This window comes from Halopenitus persicus, from assembly GCF_900107205.1.
Classification (GTDB): domain Archaea; phylum Halobacteriota; class Halobacteria; order Halobacteriales; family Haloferacaceae; genus Halopenitus; species Halopenitus persicus.
On sequence record NZ_FNPC01000013.1, the window covers coordinates 16,617 to 30,080 of the forward strand.

Sequence of the window (13,464 nt, forward strand, 5' to 3'; positions counted from 1 at the left end):
CGTTGTCGGATTCATCCTGCGGCTAAAGCCGCAGGTATTCTCCTTGATTTCGTATAAGTGATGAGCGAATCGAACGAAGATGCGCGAGAAGCTCTGACTGCTCATCCATCACACGTGATACCTTATGGTTGTCTGACATCCACCTTTCGATCTTGGATAGAGGAAGGAGCCGGTACTCAATAGGAGCGGCTACCAACACGGATACACCGCGATGATCGAGACCTATGCCCTCACGATTGGGGTCGAAACCTACGAGTACGACGGGGAATTCTACATTGTTGGGGAAGGGCATAGGACGCCGAGCGAGGTTCTTCAACACGTCGCTGCAAACCACATTCTACTGCTTGATCAAATCGTTGAACTCCTCGACGATAATCTCTCCATCGATCGACCGTTCTTCACACCAGTCAACTGCTTCTTCATCTGTTAGCAGCTGGATCACCTCGCCAGGAGTACGTTGATTGCTGATTTTCTCAGCCCACTTGGTCGAAGCACCGCCCTCAGCATGGAGAAAGTACTCTCCATCAGAGGTTTTGTACAACGTCTCAATCAGGTAGTTGAAATCGCCACGATCGGTGAGCGGCGCGTATCGGGCGACCTGTTCAGCTTGCTCCGTGTCGTAGAGCTTGCGGTTGATGACTTGTTGCATCGCACTAGGTGGTATTTTGTAGTGTTTTAAAGCACCTTGGGACTTTCAGAATCTCATATCCCAAATCGCAAGACCTGAGCGGGGTGAGTTGTTGTGACGACTCCGGTATGAATCCAGAAATCCCAACTGAGATAGGGATGGTTTTACCTGAGAACTTGGAAGCTATCTGTCGGTTTTACACAATTCTGTTGAAGTGTAATGGCTTCGTCGTCGTAGTTGCATTACCTGAGACTATCACCAATATAGGCGTCGGACAGAAAATTCCCGACATCATTACTCCTGTCTAGCAGGGAGTCATAGAACTATTCGCAAGGGTTCTTTTCACACCGTCAAGTTTGAATCACCCTTCAGAACGTGCTTGCGAATATACCACCGGAATCATTTTGTAGATGACAATATCTGTCCTAATATGGATTGGACAACTACTGTCGCTCTCGCTGTCTTTGCTGGTGGCTGCGCACTTGCAGTATATCAGTCACGGAAAGATGACTGGCCAATTAGCCGGAAGGTTGGCACCATCATAGCCATGATAGGCGCGGCCATCGCGTTATTTGTTAGTCAGGTTGTCAGTATCGATCTATCTCCATTTTCGCTTGAAGTAGTTGGAACTCTGATTATGCTCGGTGGCTTTCTCTCTATAATATTCTGGGACTCAGACCAAGAGGTCTAACCAGGATGTGGCTCTGTTGAAATCCCCTTCTTCGGACATATTCTTGTCTGAAACAGTGATCACTGAAGAGTGCGAACACAACCGTTACAAATTATGTTTTGAGGGGTCACAAAGTGCGATGCGTGCCTCGTCGGCAGAGACGCTGAATATCACGACTTCCAGCCCGTGTTTAGTGGCGATGTTGCGTATGCTTTCCGGGGCATTTTCCGGGTCGGCTTCCACAGTATCACCCATCGTTAGCGCGTCGAGAATCCGTATCCAAAGTGGTTGGTTCTCGTGTTTCAATCCTCCCTCGCGTGGGATATTACCGGATACCCACTCTCCGGACAATCCCGGTACGGCCGTATCGCCGCTATCGAACTCGAATCCAGAATAGCCCGCCTCTTTGAGGTCTTGTCTCACTCGCTCCCAATCGGTCATTAGTCGTCCAATTGAGCAATACCGACGTAAAAATGCCGCCCGTACTGGATGATGCGTGCTTCACCTGCATTGACCGCACCCGGGTCAGAATATATCACTTGCTGAGGATTTCAACAGGGCCTGTGGGGTGTATTATACATTAATTTCTTCAGTCAGCCAGTCGCTCATTCACTATCCCATTAACCTGATGCAGAAGCTCAAGGAGCTCGTCATCAACATTCACCCGGTACCGTTCTGGCGAGGAATCTTCAACGGGTTCGAGAACTTCCAGTACCAGCAAAAGATCCAAATGAGAATACACGGACTGGCGACTGACGCCTGACTTGTCGGCTAGTTCCGATTTCGTGAATTCAGACCCTGGTAGTGCATCCATCAGTGCATCAAGGATATAGCCGACGCTTTCGTTCTGAACGAGAATTCGCCATCCACTGGGGTACTCGTCGCGGAGTTCGTCCATTGAGAGATTCTCAACCGAATCGATGGGTGATTTCTGGCTTGGCATAGTGTGTTCGAGCGAGGGGTGCTCTGGTACCCAATCTTGAACGTGGATCGTGTTAAACCTATTGGACATATGTGTTCGACAGGATTGAGTACATATAAATGTCACCGATACTGAAACAACCGTAATGTCGGATGTTGCGGCGAAGTTCGTTTGGAAGTTGGCCCGCCGTCATTCATGGGGATCACCAATTCCAGCTGAACAACTGATTCGATTGGTAGCGGGAACAGAAGATCACAACGAACTCGCTCGTATTCTTGAAGAAGAAGTGCTTGAACTCCCATTTATCGTACAGTCTGTAGATGGAATATACATCCCAAACGGTCAGGACGCACACGTTGAAGCAGGTAACTGGTTGCGACAACAGACGGGTTTCGACGATCTCACAATCAAGGCAACATTGTCGCGGCTGCCTGATGACTGGCCAAATGACGAATGAATGGGTACGGGGAGTAGCAGAGAACTAGCGACACCCTACAAACTCGCGGATACGTTGATCTGACAGAGTGTCATAGAAAAGTTGCCATAGTGTTTATTTCACGAGTTTCACAGCCAAACCAGACATAAGAATCTGCTTGCTTATTTGCCAGAGGCAAACTCGGGTTCTCAAGAGTTGATTCGTTCCGCCCAGATTTTTCGCTCCGCCCTGAATCCAAACCAGAATGCGGTGAGCAATGTTGGAATTGCGACGCGGGTTGTCAGCCCACTCAATGCCATCAGCGACCATGATCCAAGTACGAAGAAATAGCCTGCTGCATTTGTCGAGCTCGTTGCGTCTGAGGTGAAAACCAGAACCGCACCAATCCCGTTCACGCCCGCCAATATCATCGATAGGCGACCAGGAAACACCAGTGAACCGTATGCACCCGCGATACTCAGAACGCTTCCGAGCAGATCGCGTGAGGCAAATGAGTGGAGTTTCAAGCCACCAGCGTCGGGAGAATCTGTGTCTGGGGACTCATTCATAGTAGGACAACTGGGAGTGGAGAATAAAACGTGACTGAAGAGTTTGCTATGTCTGCTCTTTGTATTGACTGTAGATGAGTTGGGGTTCACGGGTAGAGGATTTCAACAGATCCAATACGTGTTTCATTCTCTGTATTTTATACAGTACTTGTAACAAGTTACAGAAAGATCAAGACTGGCTACGGGATGTGTATTTCCTTAGTCACCCGTTTCCCGACTCAACGGAGCGGCGAGCATCATCGATGATTTCGAGGTACTTCCGAGCTTCAGTTATCTCTATATCGGCACTAAGTAGATATGCATCGACATCGTGCGGTGACATATCTGTCTTTTCGGCAGTTAGTTGGCGATCAAAACCTGCGATTTCTCGGAATGCGAACGCCTGGGCTTCTTTTTCGGTGAGAATCTTGGAGCGGGACAACATACTTACCAAGTGTCGTGCCCGGGTGAGCTCTATGTCTCTGTGTTCGCCCGCATCTGCAAACTCGTTTTGCGAGGATTGTCTGTCTTCCCTACCGTTGTCAGTACCGTTCGTTGGTTCAGAATTATCTCGTGTCATATATCGGATTGTGGCCTCTATCGCTCTTTGTTTGCTGTGTGTTCCGACGTGAAGAATCCGCGATCCGGTGAGAGACGGCTGTAATCGCTTGATTTCGGGATCGCATCATATTCTATCACGCTGGGTCGTATTTTGTAGTGTTTTAAAGCACCTTGGGACTTTCAGAAGTTTCACATCCAAATCGCAAGAAGTGACCGGGATAATCGATAGGCTGATTTTCGTGGCGAACCCAGCATAAATGCAGAAATCCCAACTGAGACAGGGGTGATTTTACCTGAGAACTTGGAAGCTATCTGTCGGTTTTACACAATTCTGTTGAAGTGTAATGGCTTCGTCGTCGTAGTTGCATTACCTGAGACGATCGCCGATATAGGCGTCGACCAGGAGTTTCCGACATCATTACTCCTGTCTAACCGAATCCACCGCTATGCTTCGTCGAGAATCTGATCCCAGAGTCTCGACAGATCGTCGATTTGTTGCCACCCATCAGCCTCGTCCACGTCTTTCTCAACGATGGTAATCTCCTTGAAGTAGTCATCCAGTACTTCAGCGCGTTCCATCGCAAGTGGTGGTGAGCAGTAGTCTTCCTCAATCCAGACAGCCTCACCAGTTTCCGGATCGAATCGAGCCTGCTCCAGCGCCCGTGTCATCGCGCGACCGAATGGTTCCATCGCCCCAATCTCGCCGCCGTCGAGGCGTTTACGGAGCTCTGTCAATCGTGGCTGCCGGGCCGGACACGGACGAACCGCTTTGCCATACACGACCATTAGAGCCACTCATTAATCAATTCGTAGCTGGGAACTACAGGTTAGTTGAGGTTGCCCGGACTGCGCGTCGGCGTGTTCCAGATCGGCACTCTCGTGTGGGACCGATGGGGTCTGTTGAAGATGTGGCTACACAGATTGTGTTGATGTCCGTCAGGCACGGGACACCGTCGAATATATGGAGCACCCAGAACGGATAGCGCGTCTAACCTAAGTCCTGGACCCCTGTCGAATCTCCCTCACCAAAGTCAGCGCTTGCTGATCGTGTAGGTTTCCGTTGCCGCTGGTCGTACGTGTCAACCCACTCTTCAATGACCGACCGGGACGTGATGAAGAATTTCTTCCTAATTCACCCGCGAGATCGATCCAGACCCTACCCAGTAAATTGGTTGTCTCTGCCCCACCGTCACACAATTCCCAGTCCGTTTGCTAGCGCAAGGCTGCCGAGGGCTGCTAATCCACCTGCTACCAGTACGTACTTCGGAATCTGGTAGCGAAGACTGCGGCTGAATTCATCGAATCCTTGATCGGAAAGCATCAGCGGTTCTTTGTCACTTCCCTGGAGCACGGGAGTGCCTTGATCGACGGAGACTTCTCCGCAGACCGCCAGCACCTCGCCGTCGAGAATGGCTCTCGCCTCAAAATACTCGTCGTCAGGGATTTCTTCGGGTCCGTCCGCATCGAAGATGTACTCCATAGTGGGAGTGGGATTGACAGTCCAGTGTTCTTCCAGATGGATGTACGGCGATCCCCAACTACGCTTCGACAGCCCGGTCGATACTGTCCACTCAGGAGACACTGTTGTGATGTCGGCGCTGTCGTGGGTCTCGGTCAACCAGTCTGTGTCGATCCGAATCTCACGGCGACCGTCGTCGACGGTAAACGTCCCGGACTCAATCCCGGATTCATACGTAATCAGATTCATATCCGCTCCGGGCTCTTCGGCATCGAGATTATAGTTATACGACTCGGACTCCTTGAGTCGCCACACGTACGCACCAACCCGCTCTTCCTCATCGGTCGATAGAGAGTCGCTTAGTGGCGCTGGATCCCTGACATTCACCGTCCCCTCGATGGCGACTTTCTCACCATCGACGAGCGTTGACGGGGTCCCATCCTCGGATGTTGACACTGATCGGTAGAGCCGTCCGGCAGTAATCGCTCGGTGACCGCACCACAGAGAGGTAGCAAGTAGAACTACCCCGAAGAGAGTACGTAGCGCTTCAATCATATTCATCTGAACCGTTTGAATGTACTTTATACACGCCGAACCGTGATTAGTGCTGGCGTTCGAATGCCTGCGAGCTTAGCCTGGCCTCGGCTTCTGCCCTCCCACGTGTCTCACACAGCATTCACCACCTATTTAGATCTTGAGTGAGGATTACTCTCGATGCCCTCCACAGTCAGCGACGTCGTCTTTAGCGAGCCGTCCGGTCGCCTCAATGCTGCAGTTATGTTCTCTGGAGCACTCGTCTTTGCAGGACTGTACGTGTACTCCAGGATGACAGGTACTGGTTCCGTATTTAGCTGGCATCTTATAATGCTCGCAGGCTTTGTGCTGTCTGGGATTGCCGAATCGCTGCCAGCTGATCGACAGCGAGCAGCCGGTGTCTTCCGTATTGCGGCAATTCTCCTCTTGCTCACGATCCTCGTACCTGGGTTCATCCTTGGTGAGCCGTAGATAGCGGCCAACGTGATCTGAATCCGACTCTCTGTCCGATACAGACTGATTAGATCCATATCGATTGCTGTTCAGAATATCTGTATCTGTGCGAGTGCACCGAGGAAAAAGAGTACTACCAAGAATGCGACTCCAGTCTTTTGGATCCGCTTTCCATAGGCGTCGAGTTCGTAGTTGCCGAGACAGATAGTGACGAGCCGCGTTGGATGTGTGAACGGGCTTGGCGGTCGCGGTTCCGGGATCCGCTCACGGAGTCGCCTGTATTCGGTGAACGACCAGACACTGTAGAGCAATACTGCGATGACCAGCGTGATCGCCGCCAGAAATACCATCCCGAGTAGCACACCGGCAGGGTCCGTCAGTTCGACTTGTAGGTTGACTTGATCGCCACTTCCGGGTCCCGCGAAGAGAAGAATCACTGCAACACTCACTACTGAGGCCGGTAGCACGAATAGTGCTATCTTGAGTAGCCGTATACTGAGGCTGTGGACCGTCCCTCGGTCGACACCGAACAGTGTTTGATACCGCGTCGAGGTGTATTCGTGTTCGGATCGGAGCCCTGTCTCAGCCCCTGGTTTTCGCGCGCCGATTGCGTTGAGCGCGGTGAGGAGCAGACCGAGACCACCGATAGCCATGAATTCGAATGGACTTGTTATCGTCTGTCGCTCAAGGAACCCATCACTCGGGTCGGCGGGATCGACGTATGCCGTCACCGTCTCACCTGCTTCATATGGCTCAATCGCTGATTGGGCGTCCGATCGCGTGTCATACGATTGGCTAATACTACCGGGGAACAGTTGGTCACCAGTATATTGGGTTCCTTGGAACTGGTAGGTGAACTCGATTTGAACGTAGTAATCCGAGCTCCCGCGGCTCTCCGACTGGGTGACGGATGCTCCTTCAATCGTTGCTTCGACCGGCATGGCATCGTCGACCGCTTCGGCCTGCTGAACATAGTCGTACCCGCCGAAGGTGATCCCCGCCAGACAGACGAGCACGATAATAATCGTACCCTTCGTGATTCGAACCGGTGTGCCTCGAACGGTGAACTCCATTTATCTGAACACCGTCACACGTTGTGGATGCAGTTTGGTCGATTGCATCGAGGTCTGATACTGAGGGGGTGCTACTCTGCTTGTTTCAGTATTTGTGGGGTGACGATCACCTCAAGGGCAGCAATTCCGAGTGCCACCCAACGGATTGTGCCTTCAAGGAAGGTGAATGCAATAATGGCGATGACCGCGGCATTAACGAAGCTTATACCATAGCGAATGGCTGGACTGGCAAAGATGGAGGGCATCTGTGTGGTTTGATTAGAGGCTCAATGATATTCTTTTATGTATTCTATCTCAGGGGAATCAACTCTCATCAACAGACGTGTCTTCGCCATCGGTTATCGGATTTTTCTAATTAGCTCCCAATGCTATCGAGTGATTCAGAAACCCCGCTCGTATCGACTCGTTCTGGGTTGTCTCCTTGTAGTTGGAGATAGGCCGCAGCGATAATTCCGTACAACAGAACGAAGAGGATACTGTTGATCGTATTCACGATGAGTTCCCCAATGATTGCTGCGTTGGTAATGTCGAAGAGTGTTCCCACGATGCCACTGATGAACCCGATGACGCCCGCGAAGATTACGAGGACGGAGAGTTTCAATCGATTCCCACGTGAAAGTCCCCAACTCCGTTTGAGTCCGTCGACGAGTCCTTGATCCTCGACGCCGACTGCGAACGTGAAAAACAGGAAACTGACTGCGAGGAATATTCCGGGAATGAACAACATTACAAATCCGATCATAATGGCGGGGCCGACAATGAGTCCGCCGACGAACAGTGAAAGCGTGGCTCGCCCCATTCGTCGCGTGTAGAGGTCACTCGGAAAGCTCGATAATTCTACTGTCGGCCGGGTGAGTGCCCGTGAAAGGACGACGAAATACGCGGAGCTGAGGACGACCGTTCCGACGAACAGGCCACCGGCAACAGTTCCCGAAACTGGGAGCGTCATTCCGAGCGCCGCTTCGATCTCGCCTGCTGGCCCGTCCGGGAAGACGCTAATCACCGCCGTGTTGATCGACGCCTGTGTCAGTAACTGAATTGCGAAAAACACGACGAGTAGTATCCCACCGGTCGGTGTGAGTATTCGCCTGATCCCATCACTGATCGCCCGCCCAAGTTGGAGGGTCATATATCGTTCTGGGTATCGGCAGAGGATAAACACGGGGAAGACTCATATCGGGTTTTGATTCTTCCAGGCTCTGCTCTTGTACCAATGGGTTGGCACACATCAGCATACAACACGTTCTACGGACGCATCAAGATGGAAATCAGCGGCTCTGTTGAAACCCTCTTCTTCAGATAGATTCTCGTGCGAAACAGCTGTTCCCTGAAGGGTGCGCAATGAATACTCCTTTTATGAGTTTGGATGGCTGTCAGGAAGCCGAACCAAGCAGTATGAATGCGATGGTGGCTACGGTCGCAAATACAAGTGCCACGACGAAAGCTGGTAATTCGATTCGAGTTTGGATGATTTCCGCTTTCCGGAGAAGCGGCAGTAGTAGGAGCGCGATTGCAGCCCCAAGAAGCACGGCCCCACCTGCGGCAGGGAGAATCGCTGTGGGAATCCCAGCGGCTGCGTGGAGATACGCAAGTCCCAGTAAGAGGATTCCGAGAATCAGCCCGCCAATCCCTAATAACCCCCTTCCGAGCGTTCTTCCGACGGAATTTCCTACATCTCGAGAACCGGAAGCAACTGTCACAAAGGGAATACTGTAGTGTTCGATAAAATAGGTACCGTTGAGATAATATACTGTACTGGCCGTGACCGGGTTAGAATATATGATTTGCTGAGGATTTCAACAGAGCCAAATCCTCCTGTCTCTCACCCAGTGGGGAGCGCGAGGATAAACGCGAAGAACGCTAATGGGACGACGAAGACTGCGGCGTACCAGAGTGCCACGGTGACGAGTAACAGCCACGTGCCGAGTCCGTAGTTGGTTGGATCCCAATCAATGCCAATCCGCGGTAAGCCGATGACCGAAGTCAGTGGTAGCACACCCACGTATGCAATCGTGAGTACGAACGCCATATTCAGTAGTGCATTCGAGAGAGCGGCACCCTCTGTACTCGTTGTCGTGAAAATAATTCCAGTACCAATCCCGAATGGGACCGACAGCGCGATAGCGACGAGGAGATAGCTTGCAATCGTGGATCGCGCTGGTGGTAATCGGTTGAATAACGAACGGATTCGACTGCTGAGTAGGATCGGGCTCCACAGTACTGCAGCGACGAGTCCGGGTCCGAACACGAGCGAAAGCGTGTCGAACATCGATACCTATTGGATCAACATCCGTATACCTCAAAATCGTACAGGAGACTCAAAACAGATTTTGAACAGCTGTTCTGCTTCGTTAAGCGCGTATTCTTACGGGAGAAAGAGCTACCAATACACGGTATACACGCAGGAATCCCCGTGTTCACGTCGGCATTCTTCACCCGTTTCTTCGATGAATACGAGTCGCTTGACTGGCGCGAATTGTTGCATAACGGCACGGATAATCCCGCGGTCGAATGGGCAGGGATATGGGTTTTTACACTGGATCGTGGCCACTTTGTCGTCGAGTTCCGTGACTCGATAGTAGCCGATCTCACCCCCTCGATGATTCCGTTGGTACGCGATGTTGATCGACTGGAGCGCGTCTTCTACCGTTGAGAGTCCCGTTGGCCACTCGGCTGTCTCGGGAATCTGTTCTCCGATCCGGTCCAGTAGGTGTGGTTCCAACTCTGTAGCGAGTACGTCGAATGCGTCCAACCACGCCTGCTGGGAGTACCATTCGCCTGGTTTTGGATCGTCAATGCCGTTGTCCGCGAGTGCATCCCGAACCTGCTGTTTGTAGGTCTCGGAGAAGCGACTCACCCCCTCAAGCGTTGCAAGGATTGTCTGACCGTTTATCTCCACGTCACGGTCCAGTACGCTGTATTGACTCATTTTCAAGAGCTTGTTATATGTTGTCTGTCCCCATAGTTGTCTGAATCTTACGTCTCCTCATCGTCATCGGGCTGGAAGATGTCCTCGATGTGGCACTCGAAGTGCGCTGCAAGCTTGAAGGCGAGGTCGAGTGATGGGTCGTATCGGTCGCGCTCGATGGCGTTAATGGTCTGTCGGGTGACGCCGACTGCCTCGGCCAATTCACCTTGACTGAGCCCTGCCGCCTCGCGCCGTCGTGGAAGGTCATTCTCCATGATGATTACCGTCGCTTGACGATTCCGTATGCGACACCCCACAGTAGAAAGAGTCCCGAAGCAAGCAGTATCGCACCGGTCACTTCCGGTGGTGGCTCGATACGTCCCGCAGCTTCAAGCACGTAGATAGCTGGGATAACAGAAAGTCCAAGCACGAACAAGACGCCGAGGGTCAAGCCGCTTGCACGGTTGTACAGTTCGGTGTCACGCTCGTCTTGGAGCGGTACGTCGGTCAGTTTCGGAGCGAGGAATGTAATTCCGCTGCCAATCCACGCACCCCCACAGTAGATGATCGTACCGAGGACTTCTCGTCCCGTGACTAGTCCGGCGAGTAATCCGACGATCGCTATAGCGAGGATGGCGTACACGACGCGGTAGTACACGCGGCGCGCTTGCCCCGGTTCATCCGTTTTGGGCGTTAGCGTGTCAAACATCCTTTACAGTAAAGGATGCTTTACATCGTAATGAATGTTGTCCTATTGAATCGGTCTTCATACCGATCCGGCAAGGACGAGAAGCCCAAGCGCAACCGCTAATCCCAGCGCCGCGACGACCAAATCAATCGCCCATCGAAGCAACCAGTCTCGCACCCGCGCTCCCTCGGGGCGAATACCAAACCGGACCGAGAAGTGCCGAACGATCATGACCCAGGTGACGAGGACGAACCCGAACAGAAACGGCCACACCTCGATCCCGAGGCGAACCTGCACGACGTAGACCGGGAGTACGCCGATCAAAATCGGCGTTGTTGCGAACCGGGCCACAGCACGGAGCGGTCGGCGCTCCGGCGTCGGACGATCGCCAGGCGTCAATTCAGGGACTGACACGCCACACGACCGAAAACCAGCCGCAATTTCGCGTACCTGTCCGCGCGGTATGAGGATCCCTTCCGGCTTCGTGACAGTAGGAGACTGATAGCGAAGTCGAGCGGCAACTATCGGGCCGAGCGGAATCAATTGGAGGGCATCCACCGTGTCGAGGTCGATCGTCCGTTCATCGATGCCGGTAGCGGCTGCGAACTGTGTCGTCTCTGGATCGTCGAATTCAGGCCTGATCGTTACTGTTTGCTTCTCGGAGTTGAGCCGGTAACGGTTTGTCTTGAATCCCGCACTCGAAAACCACACCATCAACCACAGGCACGCACAGACGATCACGTACGCGATAGCTGCCCGAGAGCCGAAGACGGTCATTGAACCGAGAACCGCAAGCGGGAGCACGATGAAAAAGCCACCCCAGATCACAGGGTGCATCGTGACGATGAACGCCGCCATCCGGTGTGGGAGCCGACGAATCCCGTGTAGGTCCGTCTCCCAACTGAGACCAGAATCTACTCGCTCGATGTGAGTGGAGGGCATATCGGACCACTATCGGGACATCGAGTTAGAAGTAGTGGTGCAGTTATTATCTCGCCGTTCTCATAGTGGCCGCCAGATTACCCTCGTTGATCGACGCTATCTTCCAATTCTCGCTCTGTACTTCACGTCATCGTCGCTATCACAAACTACGAAACCGGAGCCAATCTGGGAAGCACGAGCTCACGGTATGCGAAGAATTCTATGATACCCTCGCTATACGGCTCATATGACGCGGCGACGGCGTTTCCTGACAGCAGTCGCAAGCGGGACCATACTGGGGCTAGCGGGCTGTAACTCGGGGACCTTCGGACCGAGCGAGCGCCAGCTCGACGCTCGACGGACGGACCTACAGGAGCGAAACGACGCGGTAGTCGGAATGGTGACTCCCGACAACACGTTTGAGCCCGCGACAGTGACCATCGGCGTCGGCGAACGGGTTGGCTGGATAAACGACTCCGAGTGGGGCCATACCGTCACGGCCTACGAGGACGGTATCCCTGATGAAGCTGCATTTTTCACGACCGGGGAGTACGACACGGAGCGGGCGGCGCGAGATGCGTGGCCGGACGGTGACCTTGAAGTCGGTGAAACATACGAACATACCTTCGAGGTTGCCGGCGAGTACGACTACTTCTGTGTCCCGCACGAGGACGAGATGGTCGGCACAGTGATCGTCAAGAACGAGTGATTGTTTGGGGGGTCGTGAGCCGGGCCGCACGACGCTAAGGTGGGCACTGGCTGGCGACCACACCAGCGGAGAGCGTGGCCACGAGCGTTGTGTACCCAACAACTATTGGACTGTATCAACTGGTTTCCTGTTGCATTTCAAGAATTGAAGCTATTATCTGACCGTAGATTCGAATAGATAGCTTCGAGATCAGTTTGAGTCAGCGGAGCGAATATATGCTTCTTTTTTGAATTAGGTAGTATGGATCTAGATTGGTTGTTCGACGAGGATCTGCCAACGTATGTGTATGCGGTTTTCGGCGGCGTGGTCGGTATTCTAGTGGTGACAGTACATAATCTGTTTATCGGGTCAGAATCGTATTATCACCTCTCTGGAGTGATTGTCGGCAGTGGTTTCGCCGGGTTTCTCGCCGCGAACGGCTCGGGGCATTTCAAGAGAGCGGGTATGGGTGCCGGTATCCTCGGAACAGTTCCTGCCTTTGCGTGGTCGTCTGACTTTCTACGAGGCTGGTTTATCACGTCGGTTTCCGAAGGTGGGCAGATATTCGCGGTCGTGCTTCTGTGTTTTCTTATTCTTGCCACGGGGATGTTGGGGACACTAATCGGCGTATTTGGCGGTTTCTTCGGCGGATGGGTCGCTAAGAAAACCAATCCCGAGATCAGGGGGTAAGATCTCAAAAATAGGTTCCAAGACTTATTCCGATTGCAGTACCGGCGGCGATTTTCGCCCAGGTTTGCCAAGACTGCGAGCTGAAACTATAAAAGAGGAGTCCCACGGGGACTGATCCGAGCGCCGCCGCAGTCCAATCTGGAAAATACTGGAATGGATCCGCCAAGAGGTAGAGTACAGTCATCACGACTCCACCAATGAAGGCTAAGATCCGGTCCCACTGAAACTCGGACCAGTTTGGTCCATCATATGGTGTATCCATTTTGAGTAGGTCACGCTTGGAAGGCATACTTAGAACCCTGTTTT

At 52.6% G+C, this 13,464-nt stretch carries 21 protein-coding genes; 5 read left to right on the forward strand and 16 right to left on the reverse strand.

Annotated elements, in window-relative coordinates; genetic code table 11:
• Positions 1–337 precede the first annotated feature (337 nt).
• The gene (locus tag BLV25_RS15225) at positions 338–649 is read right to left on the reverse strand and encodes a hypothetical protein (protein ID WP_092734933.1); all 312 of its coding nucleotides are present in this window, start codon (positions 647–649) and stop codon (positions 338–340) included.
• A 409-nt stretch (positions 650–1,058) separates the two neighbouring features.
• Here BLV25_RS15225 and BLV25_RS17030 point away from each other — a divergent pair, with 409 nt between their 5' ends.
• Positions 1,059–1,319 (forward strand): hypothetical protein, encoded by a 261-nt coding sequence (locus tag BLV25_RS17030; RefSeq protein ID WP_143114486.1) that lies wholly within the window; start codon positions 1,059–1,061, stop codon positions 1,317–1,319.
• Positions 1,320–1,403: 84 nt separating this feature from the next.
• On the opposite strand, the gene BLV25_RS15230 is transcribed toward BLV25_RS17030, so the two are convergent.
• Both BLV25_RS15230 and BLV25_RS15235 read right to left on the reverse strand, forming a co-directional pair.
• Positions 1,404–1,739 (reverse strand): hypothetical protein, encoded by a 336-nt coding sequence (locus tag BLV25_RS15230; protein ID WP_092734936.1) that lies wholly within the window; start codon positions 1,737–1,739, stop codon positions 1,404–1,406.
• A gap of 148 nt (positions 1,740–1,887) precedes the next feature.
• Positions 1,888–2,310, reverse strand: a complete 423-nt coding sequence (locus BLV25_RS15235) for a hypothetical protein (RefSeq protein ID WP_256335756.1) — start codon at positions 2,308–2,310, stop codon at positions 1,888–1,890.
• Positions 2,311–2,365: 55 nt separating this feature from the next.
• On the opposite strand from BLV25_RS15235, the gene BLV25_RS17035 reads away from it, so the two are divergent.
• The gene (locus tag BLV25_RS17035) at positions 2,366–2,677 is read left to right on the forward strand and encodes a hypothetical protein (protein WP_143114487.1); all 312 of its coding nucleotides are present in this window, start codon (positions 2,366–2,368) and stop codon (positions 2,675–2,677) included.
• A gap of 167 nt (positions 2,678–2,844) precedes the next feature.
• Here the strand turns inward: BLV25_RS17035 and BLV25_RS17040 are convergent, their stop codons facing one another.
• From BLV25_RS17040 to BLV25_RS15245, 4 genes are all read right to left on the reverse strand, one after another.
• A complete protein-coding gene (locus BLV25_RS17040) occupies positions 2,845–3,204 on the reverse strand; it encodes a hypothetical protein (protein ID WP_143114488.1) in 360 nt (119 codons plus the stop codon).
• 202 nt (positions 3,205–3,406) lie between these two features.
• On the reverse strand, positions 3,407–3,763 hold the full coding sequence (locus BLV25_RS17045; protein ID WP_143114489.1) for a hypothetical protein: 357 nt from the start codon (positions 3,761–3,763) through the stop codon (positions 3,407–3,409).
• A gap of 425 nt (positions 3,764–4,188) precedes the next feature.
• On the reverse strand, positions 4,189–4,413 hold the full coding sequence (locus BLV25_RS15240) for a hypothetical protein (protein WP_256335757.1): 225 nt from the start codon (positions 4,411–4,413) through the stop codon (positions 4,189–4,191).
• 520 nt (positions 4,414–4,933) lie between these two features.
• On the reverse strand, positions 4,934–5,659 hold the full coding sequence (locus BLV25_RS15245; protein ID WP_256335758.1) for a hypothetical protein: 726 nt from the start codon (positions 5,657–5,659) through the stop codon (positions 4,934–4,936).
• Positions 5,660–5,917: 258 nt separating this feature from the next.
• Between BLV25_RS15245 and BLV25_RS15250 the strand changes: the two genes are divergently transcribed.
• Positions 5,918–6,208 carry a hypothetical protein gene (locus BLV25_RS15250; protein WP_092734942.1) on the forward strand — a complete coding sequence of 97 codons (291 nt, stop codon included), beginning with the start codon at positions 5,918–5,920 and terminating at the stop codon, positions 6,206–6,208.
• A gap of 71 nt (positions 6,209–6,279) precedes the next feature.
• Here BLV25_RS15250 and BLV25_RS15255 read toward each other — a convergent pair whose 3' ends face one another.
• The 8 genes from BLV25_RS15255 to BLV25_RS15285 form a co-directional block, all read right to left on the reverse strand.
• The gene (locus BLV25_RS15255) at positions 6,280–7,263 is read right to left on the reverse strand and encodes a DUF3592 domain-containing protein (protein WP_092734945.1); all 984 of its coding nucleotides are present in this window, start codon (positions 7,261–7,263) and stop codon (positions 6,280–6,282) included.
• Positions 7,264–7,334: 71 nt separating this feature from the next.
• Positions 7,335–7,508: a hypothetical protein gene (locus tag BLV25_RS17565; RefSeq protein WP_176819512.1), complete on the reverse strand. Its 174-nt coding sequence runs from the start codon at positions 7,506–7,508 to the stop codon at positions 7,335–7,337.
• Between the two features lie 110 nt (positions 7,509–7,618).
• Positions 7,619–8,392 carry a hypothetical protein gene (locus BLV25_RS15260; RefSeq protein ID WP_092734948.1) on the reverse strand — a complete coding sequence of 258 codons (774 nt, stop codon included), beginning with the start codon at positions 8,390–8,392 and terminating at the stop codon, positions 7,619–7,621.
• Positions 8,393–9,085: 693 nt separating this feature from the next.
• Positions 9,086–9,532 (reverse strand): hypothetical protein, encoded by a 447-nt coding sequence (locus BLV25_RS18045; RefSeq protein WP_256335759.1) that lies wholly within the window; start codon positions 9,530–9,532, stop codon positions 9,086–9,088.
• A gap of 111 nt (positions 9,533–9,643) precedes the next feature.
• Positions 9,644–10,192, reverse strand: coding sequence for a hypothetical protein (locus BLV25_RS15270; RefSeq protein ID WP_092734951.1), 549 nt, complete (start codon positions 10,190–10,192; stop codon positions 9,644–9,646).
• Between the two features lie 47 nt (positions 10,193–10,239).
• On the reverse strand, positions 10,240–10,446 hold the full coding sequence (locus BLV25_RS15275) for a helix-turn-helix transcriptional regulator (RefSeq protein WP_092734954.1): 207 nt from the start codon (positions 10,444–10,446) through the stop codon (positions 10,240–10,242).
• Between the two features lie 5 nt (positions 10,447–10,451).
• The gene (locus BLV25_RS15280; RefSeq protein ID WP_092734957.1) at positions 10,452–10,880 is read right to left on the reverse strand and encodes a DUF2178 domain-containing protein; all 429 of its coding nucleotides are present in this window, start codon (positions 10,878–10,880) and stop codon (positions 10,452–10,454) included.
• A gap of 57 nt (positions 10,881–10,937) precedes the next feature.
• A complete protein-coding gene (locus BLV25_RS15285) occupies positions 10,938–11,717 on the reverse strand; it encodes a hypothetical protein (RefSeq protein ID WP_256335760.1) in 780 nt (259 codons plus the stop codon).
• A 310-nt stretch (positions 11,718–12,027) separates the two neighbouring features.
• On the opposite strand from BLV25_RS15285, the gene BLV25_RS15290 reads away from it, so the two are divergent.
• A complete protein-coding gene (locus tag BLV25_RS15290) occupies positions 12,028–12,489 on the forward strand; it encodes a cupredoxin domain-containing protein (RefSeq protein WP_092734963.1) in 462 nt (153 codons plus the stop codon).
• Positions 12,490–12,729: 240 nt separating this feature from the next.
• A complete protein-coding gene (locus tag BLV25_RS15295) occupies positions 12,730–13,158 on the forward strand; it encodes a DUF5518 domain-containing protein (RefSeq protein WP_092734966.1) in 429 nt (142 codons plus the stop codon).
• Positions 13,159–13,162: 4 nt separating this feature from the next.
• Here the strand turns inward: BLV25_RS15295 and BLV25_RS17050 are convergent, their stop codons facing one another.
• Positions 13,163–13,342, reverse strand: coding sequence for a hypothetical protein (locus BLV25_RS17050; RefSeq protein WP_143114490.1), 180 nt, complete (start codon positions 13,340–13,342; stop codon positions 13,163–13,165).
• Positions 13,343–13,464: the final 122 nt, after the last annotated feature.

Bases quoted from the DNA above. Each gene is read 5' to 3' on its own strand.
- BLV25_RS15225 (WP_092734933.1), bottom strand. From the start codon at position 649: ATGCAACAAGTCATCAACCGCAAGCTCTACGACACGGAGCAAGCTGAA.
- BLV25_RS17030 (WP_143114486.1), top strand. From the start codon at position 1,059: ATGGATTGGACAACTACTGTCGCTCTCGCTGTCTTTGCTGGTGGCTGC.
- BLV25_RS15230 (WP_092734936.1), bottom strand. From the start codon at position 1,739: ATGACCGATTGGGAGCGAGTGAGACAAGACCTCAAAGAGGCGGGCTAT.
- BLV25_RS15235 (WP_256335756.1), bottom strand. From the start codon at position 2,310: ATGTCCAATAGGTTTAACACGATCCACGTTCAAGATTGGGTACCAGAG.
- BLV25_RS17035 (WP_143114487.1), top strand. From the start codon at position 2,366: ATGTCGGATGTTGCGGCGAAGTTCGTTTGGAAGTTGGCCCGCCGTCAT.
- BLV25_RS17040 (WP_143114488.1), bottom strand. From the start codon at position 3,204: ATGAATGAGTCCCCAGACACAGATTCTCCCGACGCTGGTGGCTTGAAA.
- BLV25_RS17045 (WP_143114489.1), bottom strand. From the start codon at position 3,763: ATGACACGAGATAATTCTGAACCAACGAACGGTACTGACAACGGTAGG.
- BLV25_RS15240 (WP_256335757.1), bottom strand. From the start codon at position 4,413: ATGACACGGGCGCTGGAGCAGGCTCGATTCGATCCGGAAACTGGTGAG.
- BLV25_RS15250 (WP_092734942.1), top strand. From the start codon at position 5,918: ATGCCCTCCACAGTCAGCGACGTCGTCTTTAGCGAGCCGTCCGGTCGC.
- BLV25_RS15255 (WP_092734945.1), bottom strand. From the start codon at position 7,263: ATGGAGTTCACCGTTCGAGGCACACCGGTTCGAATCACGAAGGGTACG.
- BLV25_RS17565 (WP_176819512.1), bottom strand. From the start codon at position 7,508: ATGCCCTCCATCTTTGCCAGTCCAGCCATTCGCTATGGTATAAGCTTC.
- BLV25_RS15260 (WP_092734948.1), bottom strand. From the start codon at position 8,392: ATGACCCTCCAACTTGGGCGGGCGATCAGTGATGGGATCAGGCGAATA.
- BLV25_RS18045 (WP_256335759.1), bottom strand. From the start codon at position 9,532: ATGTTCGACACGCTTTCGCTCGTGTTCGGACCCGGACTCGTCGCTGCA.
- BLV25_RS15270 (WP_092734951.1), bottom strand. From the start codon at position 10,192: ATGAGTCAATACAGCGTACTGGACCGTGACGTGGAGATAAACGGTCAG.
- BLV25_RS15275 (WP_092734954.1), bottom strand. From the start codon at position 10,446: ATGGAGAATGACCTTCCACGACGGCGCGAGGCGGCAGGGCTCAGTCAA.
- BLV25_RS15280 (WP_092734957.1), bottom strand. From the start codon at position 10,880: ATGTTTGACACGCTAACGCCCAAAACGGATGAACCGGGGCAAGCGCGC.
- BLV25_RS15285 (WP_256335760.1), bottom strand. From the start codon at position 11,717: ATGGCGGCGTTCATCGTCACGATGCACCCTGTGATCTGGGGTGGCTTT.
- BLV25_RS15290 (WP_092734963.1), top strand. From the start codon at position 12,028: ATGACGCGGCGACGGCGTTTCCTGACAGCAGTCGCAAGCGGGACCATA.
- BLV25_RS15295 (WP_092734966.1), top strand. From the start codon at position 12,730: ATGGATCTAGATTGGTTGTTCGACGAGGATCTGCCAACGTATGTGTAT.
- BLV25_RS17050 (WP_143114490.1), bottom strand. From the start codon at position 13,342: ATGACTGTACTCTACCTCTTGGCGGATCCATTCCAGTATTTTCCAGAT.